17 protein-coding genes and 1 tRNA gene are annotated in these 22,019 nt (G+C 66.7%); 11 read left to right on the forward strand and 7 right to left on the reverse strand.

All coding sequences use genetic code 11. The features are described 5' to 3' along the window. Positions 1-219 precede the first annotated feature (219 nt). The 3 genes from H6A23_RS08965 to H6A23_RS08975 all read right to left on the reverse strand — a co-directional run bounded on the left by H6A23_RS08965 (position 220) and on the right by H6A23_RS08975 (position 1,995). Positions 220-311, reverse strand: a tRNA-Ser gene (locus tag H6A23_RS08965). A gap of 45 nt (positions 312-356) precedes the next feature. Beyond that, positions 357-1,373 carry a tRNA glutamyl-Q(34) synthetase GluQRS gene (gene gluQRS, locus H6A23_RS08970; protein WP_204831848.1) on the reverse strand — a complete coding sequence of 339 codons (1,017 nt, stop codon included), beginning with the start codon at positions 1,371-1,373 and terminating at the stop codon, positions 357-359. Then, positions 1,345-1,995 (reverse strand): GNAT family N-acetyltransferase, encoded by a 651-nt coding sequence (locus H6A23_RS08975; protein WP_204831849.1) that lies wholly within the window; start codon positions 1,993-1,995, stop codon positions 1,345-1,347. The genes gluQRS and H6A23_RS08975 overlap by 29 nt, the downstream gene beginning before the upstream one ends. 69 nt (positions 1,996-2,064) lie before the next feature. Here H6A23_RS08975 and purH point away from each other — a divergent pair, with 69 nt between their 5' ends. Then, positions 2,065-3,699, forward strand: coding sequence for a bifunctional phosphoribosylaminoimidazolecarboxamide formyltransferase/IMP cyclohydrolase (gene purH, locus H6A23_RS08980; protein WP_204831850.1), 1,635 nt, complete (start codon positions 2,065-2,067; stop codon positions 3,697-3,699). A 192-nt stretch (positions 3,700-3,891) separates the two neighbouring features. Here purH and H6A23_RS08985 read toward each other — a convergent pair whose 3' ends face one another. Beyond that, the gene (locus H6A23_RS08985; RefSeq protein WP_204831851.1) at positions 3,892-5,124 is read right to left on the reverse strand and encodes an ATP-binding protein; all 1,233 of its coding nucleotides are present in this window, start codon (positions 5,122-5,124) and stop codon (positions 3,892-3,894) included. Between the two features lie 353 nt (positions 5,125-5,477). Here H6A23_RS08985 and H6A23_RS08990 point away from each other — a divergent pair, with 353 nt between their 5' ends. The 7 genes from H6A23_RS08990 (at position 5,478) to H6A23_RS09020 (ending at position 11,854) form a co-directional block, all read left to right on the forward strand. Continuing rightward, positions 5,478-5,885 (forward strand): PTS sugar transporter subunit IIA, encoded by a 408-nt coding sequence (locus H6A23_RS08990; RefSeq protein WP_204831852.1) that lies wholly within the window; start codon positions 5,478-5,480, stop codon positions 5,883-5,885. 65 nt (positions 5,886-5,950) lie between these two features. Continuing rightward, positions 5,951-6,442, forward strand: coding sequence for a PTS sugar transporter subunit IIB (locus tag H6A23_RS08995; RefSeq protein WP_204831853.1), 492 nt, complete (start codon positions 5,951-5,953; stop codon positions 6,440-6,442). A gap of 12 nt (positions 6,443-6,454) precedes the next feature. Then, on the forward strand, positions 6,455-8,053 hold the full coding sequence (locus H6A23_RS09000; protein ID WP_204831854.1) for a PTS system mannose/fructose/sorbose family transporter subunit IID: 1,599 nt from the start codon (positions 6,455-6,457) through the stop codon (positions 8,051-8,053). A gap of 70 nt (positions 8,054-8,123) precedes the next feature. Then, positions 8,124-8,624, forward strand: coding sequence for an L-2-amino-thiazoline-4-carboxylic acid hydrolase (locus tag H6A23_RS09005; RefSeq protein WP_204831855.1), 501 nt, complete (start codon positions 8,124-8,126; stop codon positions 8,622-8,624). A 2-nt stretch (positions 8,625-8,626) separates the two neighbouring features. Then, a complete protein-coding gene (locus tag H6A23_RS09010) occupies positions 8,627-9,922 on the forward strand; it encodes a M20/M25/M40 family metallo-hydrolase (protein ID WP_204831856.1) in 1,296 nt (431 codons plus the stop codon). Between the two features lies 1 nt (position 9,923). Then, entirely contained in the window at positions 9,924-11,207 is a 1,284-nt protein-coding gene (locus H6A23_RS09015; protein ID WP_204831857.1) for a serine dehydratase subunit alpha family protein, read from the forward strand. A gap of 8 nt (positions 11,208-11,215) precedes the next feature. Further along, a complete protein-coding gene (locus H6A23_RS09020) occupies positions 11,216-11,854 on the forward strand; it encodes an HAD family hydrolase (protein ID WP_204831858.1) in 639 nt (212 codons plus the stop codon). A gap of 119 nt (positions 11,855-11,973) precedes the next feature. Here the strand turns inward: H6A23_RS09020 and H6A23_RS09025 are convergent, their stop codons facing one another. After that, positions 11,974-12,996, reverse strand: a complete 1,023-nt coding sequence (locus tag H6A23_RS09025; protein ID WP_204831859.1) for a hypothetical protein — start codon at positions 12,994-12,996, stop codon at positions 11,974-11,976. Positions 12,997-13,483: 487 nt separating this feature from the next. Between H6A23_RS09025 and H6A23_RS09030 the strand changes: the two genes are divergently transcribed. After that, positions 13,484-14,149 carry a hypothetical protein gene (locus H6A23_RS09030; protein ID WP_286165925.1) on the forward strand — a complete coding sequence of 222 codons (666 nt, stop codon included), beginning with the start codon at positions 13,484-13,486 and terminating at the stop codon, positions 14,147-14,149. Between the two features lie 19 nt (positions 14,150-14,168). Here H6A23_RS09030 and H6A23_RS09035 read toward each other — a convergent pair whose 3' ends face one another. Then, the gene (locus H6A23_RS09035; protein WP_204831860.1) at positions 14,169-14,918 is read right to left on the reverse strand and encodes a C39 family peptidase; all 750 of its coding nucleotides are present in this window, start codon (positions 14,916-14,918) and stop codon (positions 14,169-14,171) included. 432 nt (positions 14,919-15,350) lie between these two features. Here H6A23_RS09035 and nifJ point away from each other — a divergent pair, with 432 nt between their 5' ends. Next, a complete protein-coding gene (nifJ, locus tag H6A23_RS09040; RefSeq protein ID WP_204831861.1) occupies positions 15,351-18,887 on the forward strand; it encodes a pyruvate:ferredoxin (flavodoxin) oxidoreductase in 3,537 nt (1,178 codons plus the stop codon). Positions 18,888-19,023: 136 nt separating this feature from the next. Here the strand turns inward: nifJ and H6A23_RS09045 are convergent, their stop codons facing one another. Continuing rightward, positions 19,024-21,174 (reverse strand): MurT ligase domain-containing protein, encoded by a 2,151-nt coding sequence (locus tag H6A23_RS09045; protein WP_204831862.1) that lies wholly within the window; start codon positions 21,172-21,174, stop codon positions 19,024-19,026. Positions 21,175-21,398: 224 nt separating this feature from the next. Here H6A23_RS09045 and H6A23_RS09050 point away from each other — a divergent pair, with 224 nt between their 5' ends. After that, complete coding sequence (locus H6A23_RS09050) at positions 21,399-22,019, forward strand: QueT transporter family protein (RefSeq protein ID WP_204831863.1); 621 nt, start codon at positions 21,399-21,401, stop codon at positions 22,017-22,019.

Raw genomic sequence — 22,019 nt, forward strand, 5'->3', positions numbered from 1 at the left:
GTGGTTGCGCGCCCTGGAGCCCCGGGGACCTTCTTACGGCACGTGGTTCTTCTCGCCGCGGCGCCGCGGACTGCAACGACCGCGATTCTCTAACGCAAACAGGTCGCAAGCTCGCAACGACCGCGATTCCCTAACCCGGCCCCAGCACGCCTCTGCGGCGCGTCCGGGCGCGATACGAAAAAAGGCCCGCCCCGCAGCGCGGAACAGGCCCGAACATTCTGGCGGAGAGCTGGGGATTCGAACCCCAGATAGGATTTGCATCCTATACTCGCTTAGCAGGCGAGCACCTTCGGCCTCTCGGTCAGCTCTCCAAACTGGTGCCTGAGCATCATACCGCACAACCGGGGAACTCACAACTATCGCGCAAGCAGGCGGGCGAGAAACGCATCGTCCACGACGATGTCATCACGTCGCGCGGCGATTCTGTCCCACGAGAAGAGCGGCACGAGCTCGGCCGCGCTGCCCTCCCAGCCAGGCTCCGCAAGCCCCGCCGCGCGGGCGAGCGCGCTCACCACGCGCTCGGGCCGCACGCCGCGCGCGCGTAGGGCGCCGAGGTCGAGGTCCTTCTCGCGCTTGGCGAGGCGGCGGCCGTCAGGGGCAACGAGCAGCGGGACGTGCCCGTACTCCGGGGGCTCGTACCCAAGGAGCCCGCCCAGGTAGATTTGCCGCGCACAGGAGCTCAGGAGGTCTCGCCCCCGCACGACCTGCGTCACGCCCATGAGCGCGTCATCCACCACCACGGCGAGCTGGTAGGCCACCACGCCGTCGCTGCGCCGCACGAGGAAGTCGCCGCACTCACGCGCGAGCACCTCGCGCCGCGGGCCGTATGCCAGGTCGCGGAACTCGATCGTGCCTGCGGGGTCGTCGGCGTCGGGCACGCAAAGGCGCGTTGCGGGCGGTCGCACCGTGGAGCGGCGAGCCACCCCCTCCGCGGAGAGCCCGCGGCACGTCCCCGCGTAGACCGGCGTGCCGTCGGAGGCGTGGGGCGCGCTCGCGGCGTGCAGCTCCGCGCGCGTGCAGAAGCAGGGGTAGGTCAGCCCGGCGTCAGCAAGCCGTGCGAGCGCCTGTGCGTAGACCTCCCCGCGCTCGCTCTGCCAGTATGGCCCCTCGTCCCAGTCCAGCCCCAGCCAGCGGAGGTCCTCGATGAGCAGCTCGGCGCGCTCGCGATTGGCCGCGCGTGGGTCCAGGTCTTCGATGCGCAGCACCATCTCTCCGCCCGCCGCGCGCGCGGAGAGCCACGCCACGAGTGCGGAAAAGGCATTGCCTAGGTGCATCCGCCCCGAGGGCGTGGGCGCAAAGCGCCCGCGAACTCGCCTAAAAGGGGTCTGTCCCCTTTTAGGCGAGTCAGAGGGACTGGTCGTAGACGTAGACATAGAACTCGTCCTTCTCGGGGTCAACGCCGGGCCAGTAGGCGCGGGAGCGGCGGCGCTTTGCCTGCGTGAGGCCCTTGTGCTCGTAGAACCCAACGTCGCAGCTGTCGTCAGTCAGCAGGTGGTAGCCCGTGGCCCCGGACTCGCGCAGGTGGCCGAGGGCCGCCGAGAAGAGCCTCCCGCCGATGCCGAGCCCCTTGGCGTCCGGGGAGACAATCAGCAGCTTCACCGCCGCGTCGGCGCCCGCGGGGTTCCCGGCGGCGTACTCGCGCTCAAGCTCCGCCTCCTCGCGCACGCCATCCATCTCCACGCGCACGGCCTCTGCGAGCTGCGGGTCCTTCGCGGCGGCTCGCGTGAGGCGCGCCTCGAGCTCGGCCCAGCCGGCACCGTCCTCGGGCTCGCCCCCGCGCTCGGCGAGAAGGACCACGCCCAGGACCTCGCCCTCGCGCTCGGCCAGGAGCGACCACGTCGCCTGCGCCAGGTAGTGAGCGAGCTCGATCTGGCTTGCCGCCCGCTGCGCCGCCTCGTCAAACTCCGGCAGCCACGTGCGTCCCATGAGCTGCGCGACGTCCTCGAAGTCCTCCGGGGAGAAGGGGCGCCACGTCAACTTTTCCGTCTGCGTCATGTTGTCCTCCAGCTGCGGTATCGTAGAAGAGACGGTACAACATGTCGTCGACAAACCCAAGGAGGGGCCATGGCAGATACTCCCATCAAGCGGGCGCTCGTCTCCGTCACGGACAAGACGGGCGTCGTGGACTTCGTCAAGGCGCTGGAGGACGAGTTTGGCGTCGAGGTCATCTCGACGGGCGGCACCGCGCGCGTGCTCGAGGAGGCCGGCGTCCACGTGGTGCCCATCGAGCAGTACACGGGCTTCCCCGAGATGATGGACGGCCGCGTGAAGACGCTGCACCCCAAGGTCCACGGTGGCCTGCTCGCCCGCCGCGACAACCCGGCGCACATGGCCGAGGCGGCCGAGCACGGGATTGGCATGATCGACCTCGTGTGCGTGAACCTCTACGAGTTCGAGAAGACCGTGGCCAAGCCGGACGTCACCTTCGACGACGCGATCGAGCACATCGATATCGGCGGCCCCTCCATGCTGCGCTCCGCGGCCAAAAACGCCGACTCCGTGACCGTGGTCTCCGACCCGGCCGACTACGACGAGATCCTCGAGGAGATGCGCGCCAACAACGGCTGCACCTCGCTTGAGCTGCGCCGCTACCTGCAGCTCAAGGTCTACGAGACCACGGCCAACTATGACGCGGCCATCGCCATGTGGCTCGCCGACCGCTATGACGAGGACTTCGCCGACGACGAGGCCGAGGACGAGGCGCCCGCCATGCCCGAGGAGCTGGGCTTCTACCTGGAGAAGGTCGACGACCTGCGCTACGGCGAGAACCCCCAGCAGACCGCCGCGGTCTACCGCTTTGCCGATGAGATGGCCGATGCCCTCTCCTCCGCCAACCCCCTCGTGGGCGCCGAGCAGGTCCAGGGCAAGCCGCTCTCCTACAACAACTATCTGGACGCGGATGCCGCCTGGAACCTCGTGCGCGAGTTCGACGGCCCGGCCTGCGTGATCCTCAAGCACCAGAACCCCTGCGGCTCAGCCGTTGCGGATGACGTCACGACCGCCTACGACCGCGCCTTCGCGTGCGACCCCAAGAGCGCCTTTGGCGGCATCATCGCCTGCAACCGCGAGGTGCCCTTCGATCTGGTTGAGCACGCCTTTGATGAGAACGGCCAGTTCGTCGAGGTCATCATCGCCCCGAGCTACACGCCCGAGGCGCTCGAGCGCATGGCAAAGCGTCCCAACCTGCGTGTGCTCGCCACGGGCGGCGCCGAGGGCCACGCCGAGTTTGAGCTGCGCTCCATCGACGGCGGCGTGCTCGTGCAGAACGTCGACACCGTGTCCGAGGACCCCGAGGCCTTTACCTGCCCCACCGAGCGCAAGCCCACGGCCGACGAGATGGACGAGCTCATGTTTGCCTGGCGCGTCTGCAAGGGCGTGAAGTCCAACGCCATTCTCGTCTCCAAGGGCAAGGCCGGCATCGGCATGGGCCCGGGCCAGCCCAACCGCGTCGACTCCGCGCGTCTTGCCTGCGAGCGCGCCGACGAGGCCTGCGAGCGAATGGGCGTGGAGAAGGGCGGCTACGCCTGTGCGTCCGACGCCTTCTTCCCGTTCCGCGACAACGTGGACGTGCTCGCCGAGCACGGCGTGACCTGCATCATCCAGCCCGGCGGCTCCAAGCGCGACGATGAGTCCATCCAGGCCTGCAACGAGCACGGCATCGCGATGGTCTTCACCGGCAACCGCCACTTCCGCCACTAACCTGACAAAGGTGTCAGGGTAATTTGTCAGGAGCGCCCCGGACGGCCGAGATGCCGCCCGGGGCGCCTTGCGCTTCTCGCCCGATGGTGCTTTCCGTCTGCCTGAGGGTCGAGAAAAGCCGGCATAGGCCCCGGCTCTTCTCGGTGTGTTGTCAGCAAGATGGTGCGGAGGCGCGCTTTTCTCGCCGCGTGCCTACGGGGCAAGAGCGCCCACGGGAAAGGCGTACACGCCTGTCTTTTTGTCGAGGCGCGGACGCGCGCAGCTTCCCATGATGACGGCGAGAAATGCTGGGTCGGGGCAGTTGCTGGCGGGATTCTTGCGCAGCTTGCTCCGCAGGCGCGTGAGCCCCCGCGCCGCCTCCTCGAACTGGGTCTCGCCAATAGTCACGTTGATGGCGCCCCACCTGCCGTCGGGAAGGGTGATCACGGCGTCGGCGCGCGCCCCGTCGGAGTCGGCATAATAGCGCATGGGAGGCGCCGGCTCCATCTCGAGCGCTGAGGAATAGACGTTGAGGTCGCGTAGAACCAGGCAGCGCAGCAGCGAAAGCAGTGCGGGCGCGTCCTGGAGCAGCGTATCCGGCGTGTGCGTGAGCAGGGTGGCGGGGAGGGAGGGGTCAACGAACTGCACCCGCGGCTTGAACCGCACGCGCGTGGCAGATCGAATGGGCGCGCGCCACCCCTCAACGGCGTAGGAGAGATAGGTATCCAAGAAAAGCTGGCGATAGTCTCGCGCGGTGTTTCTCGAGAAGGGCCGCTCGCCGTGGTCCCGTGCGTAGGTGGCGTAGTCCTCGTAGGTTGCCTGCCAGCCGCATGCGGCATGTGCGCAGGCCACCTTTACCGCCATCGAGAGCCGCTTCCCGCGTCTGGGCAGCTCCTGCTCCATGACGGTCTGCAGGAGCACCTGCGTGAGGCGTGCGGAGGCGTCGGCCCCAAGGCCCTGGTGGCGCGGCCAGCCGCCCTGGCAGATGGCCTCGGCAACCTCCGGAAGGCCCATCGGGCACGACATGGGGTAGAAGTTGTGCGTGAAGAGCCCCATCAGTGAGACGCTCATATTGGATAGACCTGCCTCGGCCAGTGAGAGGGGCCAGAGGCGCACGACGGGCGTTGAGGCAATGTGACGCTCGTCCTCGGGCTTGTCGTCAACCGAGCTCACCATGAGAAATGTTCCCTCGCGGGCCTGCGCCGCCGCTCGGGCGAGCGAGGGGATGAGCTGCCACTCGTCAATGACGTGCGGCGACTGGCCTCCCTGGAGGGCGCGTTCAGGGTTGGCCTCGATGATTGCTCGGATGCTCTCGTCGTCCGCCGCGATGACGCTGCGTGCCTGGGCGAGCGCCGTCCAGCTCTTCCCCGCTCCGTGCGGGCCAACAAGGCGGACAATTGTGTGCTTTTTAAGGAGGTAGCGCAACTTTCCGTCAACGAGCCTCATCCGATAGCCATGGGGGCGGAGATAACCGTGATCCTGATGCGATGCCTTCATCAAAAAGTACCTCTATTCTGATTAACAAAAATAACTGACCAAAATAGAGCAAAATTGCTGAGCAAAACAGAGTTTATTCGACATTCAAAATAGAGAAAAAACTCTGTTTTGAATATCTCATTATCACGTTAATTCATCTAAAAAATACCAAGATTTCGACAACAAGCGAAAAAGCGCCGTTCATCCCGCAAAAAAGACGGCGTAAATCGGCTTCGCTAGAGTGCCAATCGAGCAAATGCACAGTCGTAGGCAAATATGAAGAAAATATGTCGCTCATAACATCAAAGAACAGGAGGGGATGCATGGTCGGAATCGTCGTCATGACACACGGCGGCCTCGCGGAGGGGCTTGTGAGCGCAAGCGAGGTCATCATGGGGCCCGCCCAGCAGGTAAGGACGCTCTCGCTCGGGCGCGAGGGCAATGTGGATGACCTCACCGCCGAGTTTTCCGCGGCGCTCGAGGAGGTTGACACCGGGGACGGTGTGCTGGTGCTCTGCGATCTCTTTGGTGGCTCGCCTTGCAACGTAGCGAGCATGGGCCTGCGCACTGCGCGCAACTACCACCTCGTCTCGGGTGCGAGCCTCCCCATGCTCATCGAGGCCATCAACAGCCGCGACGAGGGCCTCGATCCTGCCGCGCTCGCGCAGCGCTGCATTGATGCCGCCCATGAGGGGATCCGTCACATCAACGAGCTTCTCGCCCAGGCGTAGGGGTTGCGACCGGCGCGTCCGGTCTGTCTGGTATCAGGCAAGTCACAACAAGAAAAGGAGAGGAAATGGCAAAGATTGCGTGGGCCCGCGTGGACTACCGCCTCATTCACGGCCAGGTGATCACCAAGTGGTCCAAGATCGCCTCCGCCAACGAGATCATCATCGTTGACAACGTGCTCGGACAGGATGAGTTCATGGCGAGTATCTACAAGATGGCAGCACCCTCCGGCGTGAGCGTCGATATCTTGACCGCCGACGCCGCCGCCGCGGACTATCAAGCCGGCAAGCTCGGCTCCGGCAACATCTTCCTGCTGTTCAAGGATGTCCACACGGCGCGCGCCTCTCACGAGGCGGGCCTCGCGTTCGAGACGCTTCAGCTCGGCGGTATCCCCGCTGAGGCCGGCCGCAAGGTGGTCTTTCCCGCGGTCGCCTTCGGCCCGTCGGAGGCCGAGGACGTTCGCGCCCTGCACGATGCGGGTGTGGACATCCAGATTCAGGTCGTCCCCGAGGAGGCTGGCATCTCCTACGAGGAAGCCATAAGGAAGTACGAGTCGTAAAGGAGAAACGTCATGGGTCTCAACCTGTTCTTCGCCATCGTTGGCGGCCTGTGGTTCTGGTGGGCGGCCGGTCTTGCTGGCTATTCGTTCATCCAGACCATGAAGTCACCGCTGCTTGTGGGCACCGTTCTCGGCGCGCTTACCGGTAATCTCGAGACGGGCGTCATCACGGGCGGCAGCATCGAGATGGTCTACCTCGGCATGGTCGCCGCCGGCGGCAACATCCCGTCCGACCGCGTCTTCGCAGCCCTTATCGCCGTGCCCATCGCTATCCAGACCGGCTGCACGCCGGAGACCGCCGTCTCCATCGCGGTGCCGCTCGGCGTTCTTGGCGTCCTCGTCAATAACGTTCGCCGCACCGGTAACGCCGTCTTCGTGCACTGGGCCGACAAGTACGCCGACAAGGGCGATGTGAGCGCGGTCTGGCGCTGCGCTACTGTCTACCCGCTCATCTTTGGCTTCATCCTGCGCTTCCCGCTGATGTTCGTCATCAACTACTTTGGCGCCGACCTGGTGACCTCGCTGCTCAACGTCTGCCCCCAGTGGATCCTTACGGCCTTTAACGTCATGGGCGGCCTGCTGCCGGCCCTGGGCTTCGCCACCGTCGTGTTCATGATCGGCAAGATGAAGTACCTGCCGCTGTTCATCATTGGCTTCTTCCTGGTCCAGTACCTCCAGATCCCCACGATGGCCGCTGCCATCTTTGGCATCTGCCTGGCCCTTCTCGTCACCTTCATGGGCGAGGACGACTCCTTCGCGTCCCTGCGCGAGCTCTCCGAGAAAGCCGCCGCGGCTAGCGAGGGTCGTCTGCTCAGCACCAAGGACGTCAACGGCGTCTTCCTGCGCTGGCAGTTCACGGCCGAGATTTCCAACTCCTTCGAACGCATGCAGTCCGTGGCCGTCTGCGCGTCCTTTGCGCCCGTCCTCAAGAAGCTCTATCCGGAGCAGGCGGACCTTGAGGCCGCCCTCAAGCGTCACCTCGGCTTCTTCAACACCAACGCCAACTGGGGCTGCCTGATCCACGGCACCGTCCTAGCCATGGAGGAGCAGCGCGCTAACGGCGCGGACGTTCCCGAGGAGATTATCGTCGGCGTCAAGAACGGCCTCATGGGTCCGCTCGCCGGCGTGGGCGATACGGTCGACTTTGGTACCGTCCAGACCATCCTCTTCGCCCTCGGCGCCTCCTTCGCCACCCAGGGCAATGCCTTCGGCGTGGTCTTTGTGATCCTCTTCGGCCTCCTCACCTTTGCCGAGGCCCGTGCGCTCTTTGGCCTGGGATACAAGCTCGGTCGCGAGTCCGTCCAGAAGATCCTTGCCGGCGGCATCGTCAACAAGGTCATTGACTGCGCTTCCATCGTGGGCATGTTCGTCATGGGAGCCCTCTCCGCCAGCACGGTCAAGGTTGCCACTCCGCTTGCCTGGACCTTCGGCGAGAAGACCATCGTCCTTCAGGACACCCTGAACTCCATTGCTCCCGGCATCCTTGCCCTTGCGGCAGTGATGTTCGTCTTCTGGGGCATCAAGTACAAGAAGTGGACCATCACCAAGCTCCTGGTGATCCTCATCGTGGTCTCGCTCGTGGGCGCCTTCCTCGGCATCCTCAGCGCGTAGTTCGGTAAGACAGTCCGGGCGCGGCGGCGAGGGGATTGCTGCCGCGCCCCAACAGACAAAGGAGAGAGACATGTCCGACAAGCAGACCTTCACCCGCGAGGAGTACCTCGAGGGCGTCCGTGGCGCCAACGGCACCCGCGCTCAGTGGTTCCACCTCATGCTTGAGGAGGCCAAGAAGCACGGCATCGACCCCGACGAGTTCTGCAAGGCCACCATCTACGCCTTTGGCGTGGAGCGCGGCCGCAAGTACGGCGTCTGCGAGGGCAACCCCGGCAAGATGGCCGAGATGCTCTACAACTCCAACGGCCAGGACGTCTTTGAGATGGAGCTCGTAGAGAAGAGCGATGAGCGCGGCCTGCTGCGCTTCCACCACTGCCCGTTGGCCGCTACCTGGAAGAGCATGGGCCTGCCCGCCGAGCAGGTGGCCGAGCTCTGCCGCCTCGCCTGCTACAGTGACTTCGCCCGTGCAGACAGCGCTGGCGTGAACCTCGAGTTTGACACCCAGATTGGCGCCGGCGACGAGACGTGCGACCTGGTCTTCACCCCCAAGACCGAGAAGGACGGCGAGTAGCCATGAGTGCCCCTTGCCGCACGGTCGCCGAGCGTGACGAGAAGATCGTCTCGCTGCTGCGCGCGCTCGTGCGCATCAACACCGAGCACGCCGCTCCCGCGCCCGGCGCGCCGTACGGTGAGGGGTGCGCCCGCGCGCTCGACCATGTCCTTGCCGAGTGCGATCGTCTGGGTTTCGAGACGCACCGCTTTGGCGAGAAGGTCGTCTGGGCCGAGGCGGGCACGCACGGTCCGCTGGCTGCCTTCCCCGTGCACCTGGACGTCGTCCCCGCGGGGGACGGATGGACGCGCGATCCCTATGCCGCCGAGGTCGAGGACGGCGTGCTCTACGGTCGCGGCTGCATGGACAACAAGATCGGCGCCGCGATTCTCATGGTCCTTCTCGCCGAGTACGCCGGCGAGGACTTGCCGTGCCGCTTGCGCATCATCTTTGGCACGGACGAGGAGAGCGGGATGTCGGACCTGCGGGAGTACGCGGAGGCGGGGGAGGAACTCCCGACCATGGGGTTTGTGCCTGACGCGGCGTTTCCCGTGGTCCGGGGCGAGAAGGCTCGCCTGCACCTGCGCCTTACGCGCGCCTGGGACCTACCGGGCGTCACAATCTGCGGCGGCACGGCCGCAAACGTGGTCCCGGCTGAGGCGCGCGCGACCCTGCCCGACGGCCGTGAGCTCGTGGCACGCGGGCGCTCTGCGCACGGCAGCACGCCCGAGCGCGGCGAGAACGCGATCTGCGCCCTCGTGGCGCGACTTGCGGGCAAGCTGGGTGAGAACGGCGCCCTTGGCGAGGTCAGCCGCCTGCTCTGTGCGGACCTCACGGGCTCTGCACTTGGCGTTGACATCCCCGACGAGGTTTTCGGGCACGCGTCCGTGAACCTCGGTGTTCTGAGCGCGCGCAACGGCGTCCTGGCGGCGGAGCTTGACGTCCGCTATGGCATGGCGCTGGGTGCAGGGGAGGTGCTCGAGCGCGTGCGAGCGGCGCTGGGTGAGGCCTGGCAGGTCGAGGTGGTTCAGGAGAAGCCCGTCCACCTCGTGCCCGAGGACAATCCCTGCGTCCAGGTTCTTCTCGGCGCCTATGAGCGCGTGACCGGCGAGCGGGGCAGCTGCTCCGTCATGGCTGGCGGCACCTACGCGAGTCTCATGCCCGCGCTCGTCGCCTTTGGCCCCAAGCTTCCTGGAACACACAGCGGCGCTCATGGCGTTGACGAGCACGTGCGGCTTATGGACGTCTCCCGCGCCGCGGACATCTACAGTGAGGCAGTTCGAGGCATCGTCGAACTTGCCGCGTCAATGGAGGACTAGCATGGTCGACTTCATCAAGCTCCTCAAGAAGGAGGTCGTTCCCGCCGAGGGCTGCACCGAGCCCATTGCGGTTGCCTACGCCGTCTCTATTGCCGCCGAGCAGCTCTCTGGCGTGCCCGCCGAGATTCGCCTGAGCCTGAGTGCCAACATCATCAAGAACGCGCTTGGCGTGGGCATCCCGGGAACGGGCATGGTGGGCATCGAGATTGCCGCGGCGCTAGGCGCGGTGGTGCGCCAGTCAAAAAAGAAGCTTGAGGTGCTCTCTGGCTTTACGCCCGGACATCTGGCCGCGGCAAGGGCCCTCGTGGACGCCCATGCGGTCCGTGTGGAGCAGAAGACCACCTCGGAGGCGCTCTACATCGAGGCGCGCCTGACGGACGGCCAGGACAGCTCGCGCGTTGTCATCATGCGCGACCACACCAACGTGGTGCGCGTGGAGAAGAACGGGGAGGTTTTGCTGGACGAGCCCGTCCCGGTGGGAGGCGGCGCGGACGACACCCACGAGGGCCTCACGGTGGACGCCATCTACGAGTTTGCGACGAACGTCCCCTTTGAGGACATCAAGTTCATCCTGGACTGCGTGCCGCTCAACACCCGCGTGAGCGAGGAGGGCCTCTCCGGCGAGTATGGCCTCGAGGTCGGCAAGCGCATCGGTGCCGGGGCCGACCGGCGCGGGGCGCTGCTCAACAACGCCACGCTGCGCCTGATGTCAGTTACCGCCGCCGCGAGCGACGCGCGTATGGGCGGCTGCCCGCTCTCGGTCATGACCTGCGGCGGCAGCGGCAACCAGGGCATCGCGAGCTCGCTTCCAATCATCGAGCTCGCGCGCATCCTCGGATCGTCTGAGGAGGACCTTGCCCGTGCGCTTGTGCTCTCCGACCTCGTGGTCCTTCACATCAAGGAGTACATGGGCCGTCTCTCCCCGCTGTGCGGCTCTGGTATCGCCGGCGGTACGGGTTCGTGCTGTGGTATTACCTTCTTGCAGGGTGGTGGCCTGCGTGAAATCAAGTACGCAATCAACAACATGCTCGCAACGCTGCAGGGCATGATCTGCGACGGCGCCAAGGCGACCTGTGCGCTCAAGATTGCGGCCGGTACCAACTGTGCCATCCAGTGCTCGACCCTCGCGCTCGCGGACATCTCGCCCACGAGCAAGGACGGCATCATCTTCGACGACGCCGAGGAGACCATCAAGAACACCGGCAGACTCATGCGCGAGGGCTTTACACAGACCGATGAGGCCATCCTCTCGATCATGCTTGCCAAGCAGCTCGAGTCAAAGTAGGTGGGAGCGTGTACAAGGCGGTGATTTTTGACAAGGACGGCGTGCTCGTCAACTCCGAGCCCGAGCTGGACCGCCGACGCCGCGCGTTCTTCGCCGAGGAGGGCATTGACGATTCAGGTTTTCCGGACTTCTACGGGTCAAACAACAAGGTCGTGTGGTGCTGCGTTGAGCCGCATGATGAGGTTCGCCGCGAGCAGCTCTACGAGAGGTTCCGGCGGCGCTTTGCCAACGACCCCATGCCCTACGCCGAGCTTGCTGCCCCTGGCGTACGGGAGACTCTTTCGGGGCTGCGTCAGGCTGGCGTCAGGACCGGCCTGGCGTCCGCCTCGCCGCGCTGGGTGATAGACGGCTTTTTGGATGCGCTCGGCATCGGCGAGCTCTTGGACGTTACCGTAAGCGGGGAGGAGTGCGCGTCGTCTAAGCCCGCGCCAGACGTCTACCTACGTGCGATGGATCTTCTCGGCGTCAGGCCCGAGCAGACGCTTATCGTTGAGGACTCGCCCGTCGGGCTGCTTGCCGCACACAGGTCCGGAGCGCGCGTCTGCGCCATGCCGCTGCCCGCCGGCGTGACGCTTGACCAATCCCTTGCAGACGTGCACCTCACCTGTCTCGCCGACGTGCTGCCGCTCGCCCTTGCCGGAAGATGAAGGTGCGGGCGTGCCGTGGCCCTGCGAAAAAGTGCGCCCTCTGCGCCAGGCTCTCCTTGCCAACTGGGCGCCTGTGGGTCTTTCGGCGCGGGGGGCGCACTTTCTAGCTTGGCTGTGGGTCAGAGCTCGAAGAGCTCGTCGGTGACCGTGCCCCCGCTCGTGGCCGCCCGCTCCCGTGCCATCAGGTCGCGCCCGTAGCGCCCTGCCGCGTCCCATGGCAGCAGCGACCAGATGAGCTCCTGCCGCGCGCGGCTCAGCCGGCGCGAGGCGATGGCACCTCGCACTGCGTCAAAGTGTGCTCCATCGATCGCCTCGGCCGCCAAGACGGCCTCAAGAACCACGGCGTCAAGCCCGCCGCCCTGAAAGAGGTCCTCGGCCACAACGGGGAGCACCACGTGGCCGCTGGCGGCAAGCTCGCGATTTCTCCGCAGGTCATCGACGTACTTCTCCCTAATGGAGCGCAGTGCCTCCTCAATTGCGCCCGCTGCGACAGCTCGCTCGATGGCCGTGAGGTCAAGGTGCTCGTGCCCGTCATAATTGAGCCCGACGCATGTTCCGGGAATCTCGATGTCAGGGACACGGGAGCCGGGGCAGCCGAGCGCACGCAGCTCGGGAGGGCTTTCGTGCCGGACGTTGAGCCTCGGCCGGCCAAGTCCGTAGCCAAGCTCCTCGGGCGGGAGGGCAAGCAACGTTGACAGAAGCGCCTCCGTCGCGGACCACGCCCCGGCAGACACCCGCTGGAGTGACCGTCGCGCGGCGTCGCTGCCGCGCACGTTGCTGCAGCCGTCAAGAAACGCCCCCATCCGCTCGGGCGTGGTGACGGGTCTGACTCCCAGCCGGACGGCGCCCTCGCGCGGACGTTCGGGGCTGCGCGAGAAGCTCCCGCAGAGTTCGTATCCCAGCAGGACGTGGACAGCCGGGGACATGACGCAGGCGAGCTCGACAAAGAGGAGCTCTGGCGAGGGGATCGCAAGGCCGCCGCCCAAGCTGATGAAGGAGCCTGGCGGCAGGCCCCCCGAGTAGACGGTGCACGAGAAGAACGAGGCCCTCGGCCGCGCGGACTTGCTCGGGGCGGCTACCTGGAGCCGCCCCCTGTCCGGCGGGCGATCGAGTGCGAGGCGCTCAAGCGGTAGCGAGCGCACCGTCCAGTACCGATGGGGTTCCGGAGAGGGAGGAGCGAGGTCACATCTCCGTCCCGGGAGTCGGCGTCCCGACGACCGGATGGCCCGCAGGATGCGCAGTGCGCTCAGCTTGTTGACTGTGAGATTCATAGATTCCGTTCTGTACTAAATATATTCATTTAAGAATACTGTTAAATGGGATTTGTATGCAATGGGGTATTTGAAGGTCGGCAAATGTGCGCACTCTGCGCGGGCGAATGATCGGCAACTGGGTAGATGGGACATTGCCGGCGCAGGGGGTGCACATTTTGGGGGTGGCGTGCCCGGGCGACCTGGAACTGCGGCCCCTTGTTCTGAAGCGCGCCCTCTGCGCCGGGCTCTTCTCGCCAACAGGGAGAACGGCAGGGCGCCCGCGCAGAGGGCGCGCTTTTGAGGGGCATGGGAACCACGCCAGCCTTGTTGGGGTACCCTACGGGAGAAGGGCGTGCGTCGTTGTGGGGGAGGGGCCATGCGGATCGAGGACACCATGGACATGGACGGGTTCACGCTGGGCGCGCCCGCGCTCGTCTGCCGCTGGCGGCTTGCCAACCGCGCGCTGCCGCTGGAGAACCGCCACCTGCGCGCGCTTGGCCAGCGCGCCGTGAACGGCGGGCTCGTGCCGACGGAGCTCGTGGCCTGGGCCAAGCAGCACATCGAGTGGACGCTTTCCGACGGCGCCGCCGCGCACCCCGACGGCGTGCTCATGCTCATCGTTGACGACGAGGGCCGCGCCGCCATGACCGTGGGGCCCTACGAGCCGCTGAGGCTCCGGACCCCCTCGGCTCTCGCCGACCGCGCCCGCGTGGCAACGCTCGAGGCGGCGCGCACGGGGGTTGCCCCGGAGTCCCTGTGGCTTGTGCGGGAGGAGGGGCTCGTCTGGGGCGTCGGCGCCGACGAGCGCCCCTCTGGCGCGGCGACGCTCATGGCCGACCTCGCCAAGACCGTGGGGTTTGCGGTGGAGCGGCGGGCCGGGCTCGCGGAGTCCCTGCTCGCGGGGGAGCTCTCCTACGACGAGGCCCTTCTCGTCTCTGACGAGCACGGGATCGTGCCGGCGGCGGGCAAGGCGTCCCCGCGCGCGGAGCGCTTTGCCGAGGGGTATGCCAAGCTGCTCGCGTCCTGCGGGAGGCGCCGGTAGGGCCGGTCCGGGGCCGCCGCTACGCCGCCGAGAAGCTCCAGATGTTCTGCGCCTCGGCGCAGATGGTCTCGAGGTCCCAGACGCGCATGCTGCGCCCCACGCTGTTGGAGTCGTGCACGAGGACGTGGGTGCCGTCGGACGCCATGCCCTCGATGACGATGTAGTGCCCCACGCGCGTGAACGTCCCGGGCTCCATCGCGCAGATGATCGGGTGCCCCGACTCGAGCGCCGCCTGGAGCTGGCCCGCCACCGCGGGAAGCGTCTGGCTGGAGAGCCCGAGCATCGAGGCCCCCTCGCTCATGAGCGTCCACGCGCTGCCGTTGCCGTCCGTCGCGTAGCCGTGCTCGGTGCTGAACTCGGCCATCTGCACGGGGTCGTAGTCGGTGTTGCCCGTCAGGTACACGTAGACCATCGTGAGCGCGGTGGGCCCGCAGCCCTGCTCGGCAAAGCTGCCGCCGCAGTACTCGGCGTCCGCCCACTGGGGGTCGATCTGGTAGAGGTAGGGCATCTCGCCCTTGCGCCACTCCTCGCGCGGCGTGCTCGTGACCGCGGGAACCTCCGCGGTGGCGGGGATGCTCGTGTCTATGGGGCCGGCCTCGGCGGCATCGCCGGACCCGGAGCCCAGCGAGCAGGCGGCAAAGATCCCCAGGGAGGCGACGAGAAGAACCCCGATGCAGGCGGCTATCACGAGGGTGCGCCGCGCGCCGTCCCTCCCGCGCCCCCGCGGGCTTCCGCCGCGGGCAAGCGTCATGTTGCGAATGTCGTTCACGCCCGCCCTCCCATCTCATGTACTGAGGGATTCTATCACGCGCCGCCGCGGGCCTGCCGCACCGCCGCCGCGGGAGCGCCCCGTCCCCGGAGGGGCCTCCCTCCCGGCCGGGGTGGCGTCACAATTTCATCACGCGGGCGCGGTCCCCGCGCGCCGTTCTTCTCGCCTGCCGAAGGCGGGGCCCCGGCCTGCGCCGCCGTAGGGTAATCCCCCTCATGGCGGGGTATTTTACCTGCGATTTGTTATGAGGGGCGTTTTACGGCAAAAACCGCGCGCTCGGCCGATTTGCCCGCGAAGTCGTGAATAAAAACGCGCGTGCGGAGTACACTGTCACCATGCATGGGCCGTGGGCCCGACTCAGTCATGTGTCTTGTGAGTGAGAGCTGCCTGAGGCCATGGGGGTCCTCAGGGGACCGGTTCGAAGGAGAGGATATGGCGCGTAAGTTTAAGTCCATGGACGGCAACGAGGCGGCGGCGTACGTCTCGTATGCGTTCACCGAGGTGGCGGGCATCTACCCGATCACCCCGTCCAGCCCCATGGCCGACCACGTCGACCAGTGGGCCGCTCAGGGCATGAAGAACGTCTTTGGCACGCCGGTCAAGGTCGTCGAGATGGAGTCCGAGGCGGGCGCCGCGGGCACCGTTCACGGCTCGCTCGGCGCCGGCGCCCTCACGACCACCTACACGGCGTCCCAGGGCCTGCTCCTCATGATCCCGAACATGTACAAGATCGCCGGTGAGGGCCTTCCGGGCGTCTTCCACGTGTCCGCCCGTACCGTGGCCACCCACGCCCTCAACATCTTCGGTGATCACTCCGACGTCATGGCCTGCCGCCAGACCGGCTTTGCCATGCTCGCCGAGGGCAACGTCCAGGAGGTCATGGACCTCGCGCCGGTGGCCCACCTCGCGGCCATCGAGGGCAAGGTGCCGTTCCTGAACTTCTTCGACGGCTTCCGCACCTCGCATGAGATTCAGAAGGTCGCGGTCTGGGACTTCGACGACCTCAAGGACATGCTGGACATGGATGCCGTCCAGGCGTTCCGCGACCACGCCCTGAACCCCGAGCACCCGCACGCCCGCGGCTCCCACGAGAACGGCGACATCTTCTTCCAGCACCGCGAGGCCTGCAACAAGGCCTACGACGCGCTGCCCGCCGTGGTCCAGGCCTACATGGACAAGATCAACGAGAAGCTCGGCACGAGCTATCACCTCTTTGACTACTACGGCGCCGACGACGCCGACCGCGTCGTGGTCTGCATGGGCTCCTTCTGCGACACGCTCGAGGAGGTCATCGACTACCTGAACGCCCACGGCGAGAAGGTCGGCCTCGTGAAGGTCCGCCTGTACCGTCCGTGGTCCGTCGAGGACTTCATGGCCGCGCTGCCCGCCACCGTCAAGAAGATCGCCGTGCTCGACCGCACCAAGGAGCCCGGCTCCATCGGCGAGCCGCTCTACCAGGACGTCATCACGTCGCTCTTCGAGGCCGGCAAGGACGGCGTCACCGTGGTCGGCGGCCGTTACGGCCTCGGCTCCAAGGACGAGCCCCCCGCGGCTGCCTTCGCCGTCTACAAGGAGCTCGAGAAGGACGCCCCCGCCCGCGAGTTCACCATCGGCATCGTGGACGACGTCACCAACCTGTCCCTCCCCATGGACCCGGACGCCCCCAACACGGCGGACCCCTCCACCATCGAGTGCAAGTTCTGGGGCCTCGGCGGCGACGGCACGGTTGGCGCCAACAAGAACTCCATCAAGATCATCGGCGACCACACCGACAAGTACGTCCAGGCGTACTTCCAGTACGACTCCAAGAAGACCGGCGGCGTCACCATCTCGCACCTGCGCTTCGGTGACTCCCCGATTCGCTCGCCGTACTACATCAACAAGGCCAACTTCGTGGCCTGCCACAACCCGAGCTACATCATCAAGGGCTTCCCGATGGTCCGCGACGTCAAGCCGGGCGGCACGTTCCTCGTGAACTGCCAGTGGTCCGACGAGGAGTTCGCCTCCCACCTGCCGGCCGTGGCCAAGCGCTACATCGCCAAGAACAACATCAACGTCTACCTGATCGACGCCATCGACCTTGCGGAGAAGGTCGGCATGGGCAAGCGCACCAACACGGTGCTGCAGTCCGCGTTCTTCTCGCTGGCGCAGGTCCTTCCCGCGGCCGACGCCATCGAGTACATGAAGGCCGCTGCCGAGAAGTCCTACGCCAAGAAGGGCCAGAGCATCGTCGAGGCCAACTGGAAGGCCATCGACGCCGGCGCCACCGCCTACCGCAAGTTCGAGGTGCCCGCCGACTGGGCCAACGCCGAGGACGAGAAGGTCGAGCTCACGCTCGAGGGCCGCGAGGCCATCGTCAAGCAGGTTCGCGAGCTCATGGAGCCCATCAACCGCATGGACGGCGACTCGCTGCCCGTCTCCAAGTTCGTCGACGTTGCCGACGGCCAGTGGGAGCTCGGCGCCTCTCAGTACGAGAAGCGCGGCGTTGCCGTCATGGTGCCGCACTGGGACGAGACCAAGTGCATCCAGTGCAACCAGTGCTCGTTCGTGTGCCCGCACGCTACGATCCGCCCGATCGTGATGAACGCCGAGGAGCAGGCCGCCGCTCCCGAGAACATGCGTCGCCTCGACCTCACCATCCCCAAGGGCACCGGCTACACCTTCACCATGGCCATCAGCCCGCTCGACTGCATGGGCTGCACCAACTGCGCCAAGGTCTGCCCGAAGGGCGCCCTCACCATGGTTCCGCAGGAGTCCGAGCTCGACCAGGCTCCGGTGTGGGACTACGCGGTGAACAAGGTCTCCGAGAAGACCGAGCTCGTGGGCGCCAACGTCAAGGGCAGCCAGTACGCCAAGCCGTACCTCGAGTTCTCCGGCTCCTGCGCCGGCTGCGCCGAGACCGCGTACGCACGCCTCGTCACGCAGGTCTGCGGTGACCGCATGTTCATCTCCAACGCCACCGGCTGCTCCTCGATCTGGGGCAACCCGGCCGCCACGTCGCCGTTCAACGTCAACGCCTGCGGCCACGGTCCGGCGTGGAACAACTCCCTCTTCGAGGACAACGCCGAGCACGGCCTGGGTCTCGCCCTTGGCTATGACGCCGTCCAGGAGAAGATCGTCGCCGAGACCGAGAAGCTCCTCCAGTCCGACTGCGCGTCCGACGCCCTGAAGGAGGCTGCGACCGCCTGGCTCGAGGCCCGCACGGACACCGAGGCCAGCAAGACCACCGCTGCCGCCTACGTCGCCGAGCTCGAGAAGGCCGACTGCGACACCGCCAAGGCCATCCTCGCCGACAAGGCCTACCTCACCAAGAAGGCCTTCTGGATCTTCGGCGGCGACGGCTGGGCGTATGACATCGGCTTCGGCGGCCTCGATCACGTCCTTGCCTCCGGCAACAACGTGAACGTCTTCGTCTTTGACACCGAGGTCTACTCCAACACCGGCGGCCAGGCCTCCAAGGCCTCCAACATCGGCCAGGTGGCGCAGTTCGCCGCGGCCGGCAAGGTGACCAAGAAGAAGAGCCTCGCCGAGATCGCCATGTCCTACGGCTACGTCTACGTGGCGCAGGTCGCCATGGGCGCCAACATGCAGCAGACCCTCAAGGCCATCCACGAGGCCGTGTCCTACGATGGTCCGTCGCTGATCATCGGCTACAGCCCGTGCGAGATGCACTCCATCAAGAAGGGCGGCATGCAGAACTGCCAGATGGAGATGAAGAAGGCCGTGGAGTGCGGCTACTGGAACCTCTTCCGCTTCAACCCGGCCGCCCCGACCGGCAAGAAGTTCACGCTCGACTCCAAGGAGCCGAAGGGCGGCTACCAGGACTTCCTGATGAACGAGGCTCGCTACACCTCGCTCACCCGCTCCTTCCCCGAGCGCGCCAAGGAGCTCTTCGCGGAGAACGAGGAGGCCGCCATGGCTCGCTACGCGCACCTGCTCAAGCTCAAGGACCTCTACGCCGAGGTGTAGGCGCTGACGTCATAGTCTGAGCTGCGGCCCCCGGCATCGCGCCGGGGGCCGTTTTCATGACAAGGGTGCCGGGGGAGATTGTCAGCCTGACAAAGGTGTCGGGGGAAATTGTCAGGTTGATATGGCGCGGTGGGCGCTAGCGGCCCGTGGCGATCTTCAGGGCCACGTCGTGGGCCAGGTGCTCAAGCGAGTCGTCCAGCGGCGCGAGCTCGATCTTCTCGCCGCGCCGCGCGAGCGCCCGGGCGATCAGCCAGTCCGTGACGCCGGGGTTCTTGGGCAGGATGGGCCCGTGCAGGTAGGTGCCCACCACGCCGTCGTGCAGCACGCCCTCGCCGCCGTCCTCGCCGTTGTTACCGGTGCCATGGACCAGCGCACGCCCGAGGGGCTTCTCGCCTGCGCCCAGCGCGGTGCGCCCCGCGTGGTTCTCAAAGCCTACGACGGGCGCGTCGCATACGGGTGACGCTATGGCCACGTTGCCAATCAGGCGCGTGGGTCCCGCGGTGGTCTCGATGTCCAGCACGTGCAGGCCCTCCACGCGCTCCTCGCCCATCATGTAGTAATGGCCGAGCAGCTGGTAGCCGCCGCAGATGGCGAGAAGAACGCCGCCGTCCGCCACGTATGCGGCAACCTTCTCGCGCTGCGCCTGGAGCTCGCGGCATACCGCCAGCTGGTCGCGGTCGGCGCCGCCGCCAAGCAGCACGATGTCGGCGTCCGAGAGGTCGAGCTCGGCCCCCATGAGCACCTGGTCCACGCGGCAGGGGATACCGCGCCACGCGCAGCGCCTGGAGAGCGAGGCGATGTTGCCGCCGTCGCCATAGAGGTTGAGCGCATCCGGGTAGAGGTGCACGATCCGCAGCGGCCGGTCCAGCGAGACGGACTTCTGTGAATTGGGGACAGTCCCCAATTCACAGACCCGCCCCTTCTGCAAATTGGGGACTGTCCCCAATTTGCAGAGGCGCTCGAGGTCGGAAACGACGGGCGGAAAGGCGGTGTAGTTGGCGATGACGTGGAGCTTCTCGCCAGCGTCGACGAAGCCCAGCGCGTCCTCGACGCCATCGATGAGCTCGATGGGCGCGCCCAGCTCGGCGTACTTCACGCGGACGGCCATGTCCTCGCGGCGCGTTCCGCCCACGAGGACATGGCGCAGGTCGGTGAGGTCGCGCAGGCGCTCGAGGTCGATGTCCCAGATCCAGGAGACGTCATGGCCGTCGGCGTCGTTGTCGTTGAGGAAGAGCGCGAGATAGCGGCCGTCCTCGGCGCGGACCTGCTGCACCATGCGGTTGAAGCCGGTGGGGTTCTTGGCCAGGTTGGAGACCACGGAGCGGCCGCCGGCAAGCTGATACGTCTTGCCGCGCCCGCTTGCGGGCTCGTAGGCGTCGAGCACGTCCTGGAAGCGGCTGAGGTCGCCCCCGCAAAGTGCGCAGGCCACGAGCGCCGCCATGACGTTGTAGACCATGTAGAGGCCGTTGTAGCGGGTGCGCACGTGGTGCCGCACGGTCTTCTCGTCCCGCCGGTCCTCGACGTCAAACTCGTAGCCGCCGCAGGTGAGGCTCACGTTCACGGCGGCAAACGCCAGCTCGGGCCGCTCCCAGCCGCACGCGGGGCAGCGATACCTGCCGAGCTGGCCGTAGTGCACGTAGGCGTAGTCGAGCGGCGCGTTGCAGCGCGCGCAGAAGCGGCTGTCTGAGATGCGGTCGGCCTCCTGGCCGGTGGGCTCGTCAATGCCGAAGGGCACGCCGGGGTTGCCCACGCGGTCGGCGATGGCGGCGCAGAGCGGGTCGTCCGCGTTGTAGGCGAGGGCGGTCTCGGGGGCGCGGCGCAGGGCCTCGGCTATCACGTCCTGCGTGTGGTCGATCTCCCCATAGCGGTCCAGCTGGTCGCGGAACAGGTTGAGAAGAACGAGCGCGCGCGGGCGCAGCGCCGGCAGCACGCGGACGGTGTAGAGCTCGTCGCACTCGAAGCAGCCCACGCGCCCGCCCGCGCCGCGCTCTTCCACGAGGGCGGACGCGATGCCGGACGCCATGTTGTTCCCGGCGCGGTTGCACACCACGCGCCCGCCGTCCGCCGCGAGCGCGTCCGCCGCGAGACCGGTCGTGGTGGTCTTTCCGTTGGTGCCCGTGACCACCACGGAGCGCTCGAGCGTGCTACCCAGCTCGCCGATGAGGCCCGGCGCAAGCCGCAGCGCCACGGCCCCGGGGGCATTGCCGCCGCCCCGGTGCAGCAGACGAGTGGTGCCCCAGCGCGCCGCGTCGGCGGCGAGGCAGGCGATTCTAACGCGCGGGTTCATGCGGGGCTCCCTCCGGCAGCTTGCTGACGCTGCCATACTAGCATGTCGGAAAGCCTGACAAACGACCCTGTCACCATTGTCATGACGGACTCTGCTAGTATCAGTTCTGTCATGTCCGCGGGGATGCTTCTTTTGGAGTGCTTTCCACCGGGATCCCGCAGGTCGTGGGCGTGACATGCCTGCCCGGGCATCCAGAAAAGCCCTCCGACAGAAAAGAGAGAAGCATGGGACAGCACAACACGGCAGCAGACATCACGGCACACCACGTCAACGCGAGAAGAACGGCGCGCATCGGGGCCGTCGCGGCCATCTACGCCGCCCTCACGCTCTGCGCCCTGCTCTTCCTCGGCAGCCTCGCCTGGGGGCCAGTGCAGTTCCGCGTCTCCGAGGCGGCGTGCGTCCTCGCGCTCTTCACCGCGGACGCCGTCCCCGGCCTGGCGCTCGGCTGCGCCATCGCCAACCTCGCCAACATCGCGCTCTCGGGCACCGGCATGCTCGGCATGCTCGACGTGGTCTTCGGTAGCCTGGCCACCGCGCTCGGCGCGTGGTTCACGTGGCGCAACCGCCGCCGCCCCGCGCTCGCGCTCATGGGGCCGGTGCTCGCCAACGCGCTCATCGTGCCGCTCTACCTCCCGCTCATGCTCCAGGGGATTGGCTTCTACACCATTCCGTTCACCAACATCGCCATCGACGGCGCCTACCCGGCCATGTACGTCTTTGGCCTCATCGCCACCGGGGTCGGCGAGGCCGTGGTCATGTACGTGCTCGGCCTGCCGCTGGCGCGCGCGCTTTCCAGGACGTCGCTTCCCCGCCAGCTGGGGAGCGACGGCGCGGACCGAGGATAG

Source organism: Olsenella uli, assembly GCF_016900775.1.
GTDB lineage: Bacteria > Actinomycetota > Coriobacteriia > Coriobacteriales > Atopobiaceae > Thermophilibacter > Thermophilibacter uli_A.

What these genes read in the sequence shown, in the direction of transcription:
- H6A23_RS09000 (WP_204831854.1), top strand. Translation starts at nt 6,455, where the DNA reads ATGGGTCTCAACCTGTTCTTCGCCATCGTTGGCGGCCTGTGGTTCTGG.
- H6A23_RS09015 (WP_204831857.1), top strand. Translation starts at nt 9,924, where the DNA reads ATGGTCGACTTCATCAAGCTCCTCAAGAAGGAGGTCGTTCCCGCCGAG.
- purH (WP_204831850.1), top strand. Translation starts at nt 2,065, where the DNA reads ATGGCAGATACTCCCATCAAGCGGGCGCTCGTCTCCGTCACGGACAAG.
- H6A23_RS09010 (WP_204831856.1), top strand. Translation starts at nt 8,627, where the DNA reads ATGAGTGCCCCTTGCCGCACGGTCGCCGAGCGTGACGAGAAGATCGTC.
- nifJ (WP_204831861.1), top strand. Translation starts at nt 15,351, where the DNA reads ATGGCGCGTAAGTTTAAGTCCATGGACGGCAACGAGGCGGCGGCGTAC.
- H6A23_RS08995 (WP_204831853.1), top strand. Translation starts at nt 5,951, where the DNA reads ATGGCAAAGATTGCGTGGGCCCGCGTGGACTACCGCCTCATTCACGGC.
- H6A23_RS09030 (WP_286165925.1), top strand. Translation starts at nt 13,484, where the DNA reads ATGCGGATCGAGGACACCATGGACATGGACGGGTTCACGCTGGGCGCG.
- H6A23_RS09005 (WP_204831855.1), top strand. Translation starts at nt 8,124, where the DNA reads ATGTCCGACAAGCAGACCTTCACCCGCGAGGAGTACCTCGAGGGCGTC.
- H6A23_RS08985 (WP_204831851.1), bottom strand. Translation starts at nt 5,124, where the DNA reads ATGAGGCTCGTTGACGGAAAGTTGCGCTACCTCCTTAAAAAGCACACA.
- H6A23_RS08975 (WP_204831849.1), bottom strand. Translation starts at nt 1,995, where the DNA reads ATGACGCAGACGGAAAAGTTGACGTGGCGCCCCTTCTCCCCGGAGGAC.
- H6A23_RS09045 (WP_204831862.1), bottom strand. Translation starts at nt 21,174, where the DNA reads ATGAACCCGCGCGTTAGAATCGCCTGCCTCGCCGCCGACGCGGCGCGC.
- gluQRS (WP_204831848.1), bottom strand. Translation starts at nt 1,373, where the DNA reads ATGTCTACGTCTACGACCAGTCCCTCTGACTCGCCTAAAAGGGGACAG.
- H6A23_RS08990 (WP_204831852.1), top strand. Translation starts at nt 5,478, where the DNA reads ATGGTCGGAATCGTCGTCATGACACACGGCGGCCTCGCGGAGGGGCTT.
- H6A23_RS09050 (WP_204831863.1), top strand. Translation starts at nt 21,399, where the DNA reads ATGGGACAGCACAACACGGCAGCAGACATCACGGCACACCACGTCAAC.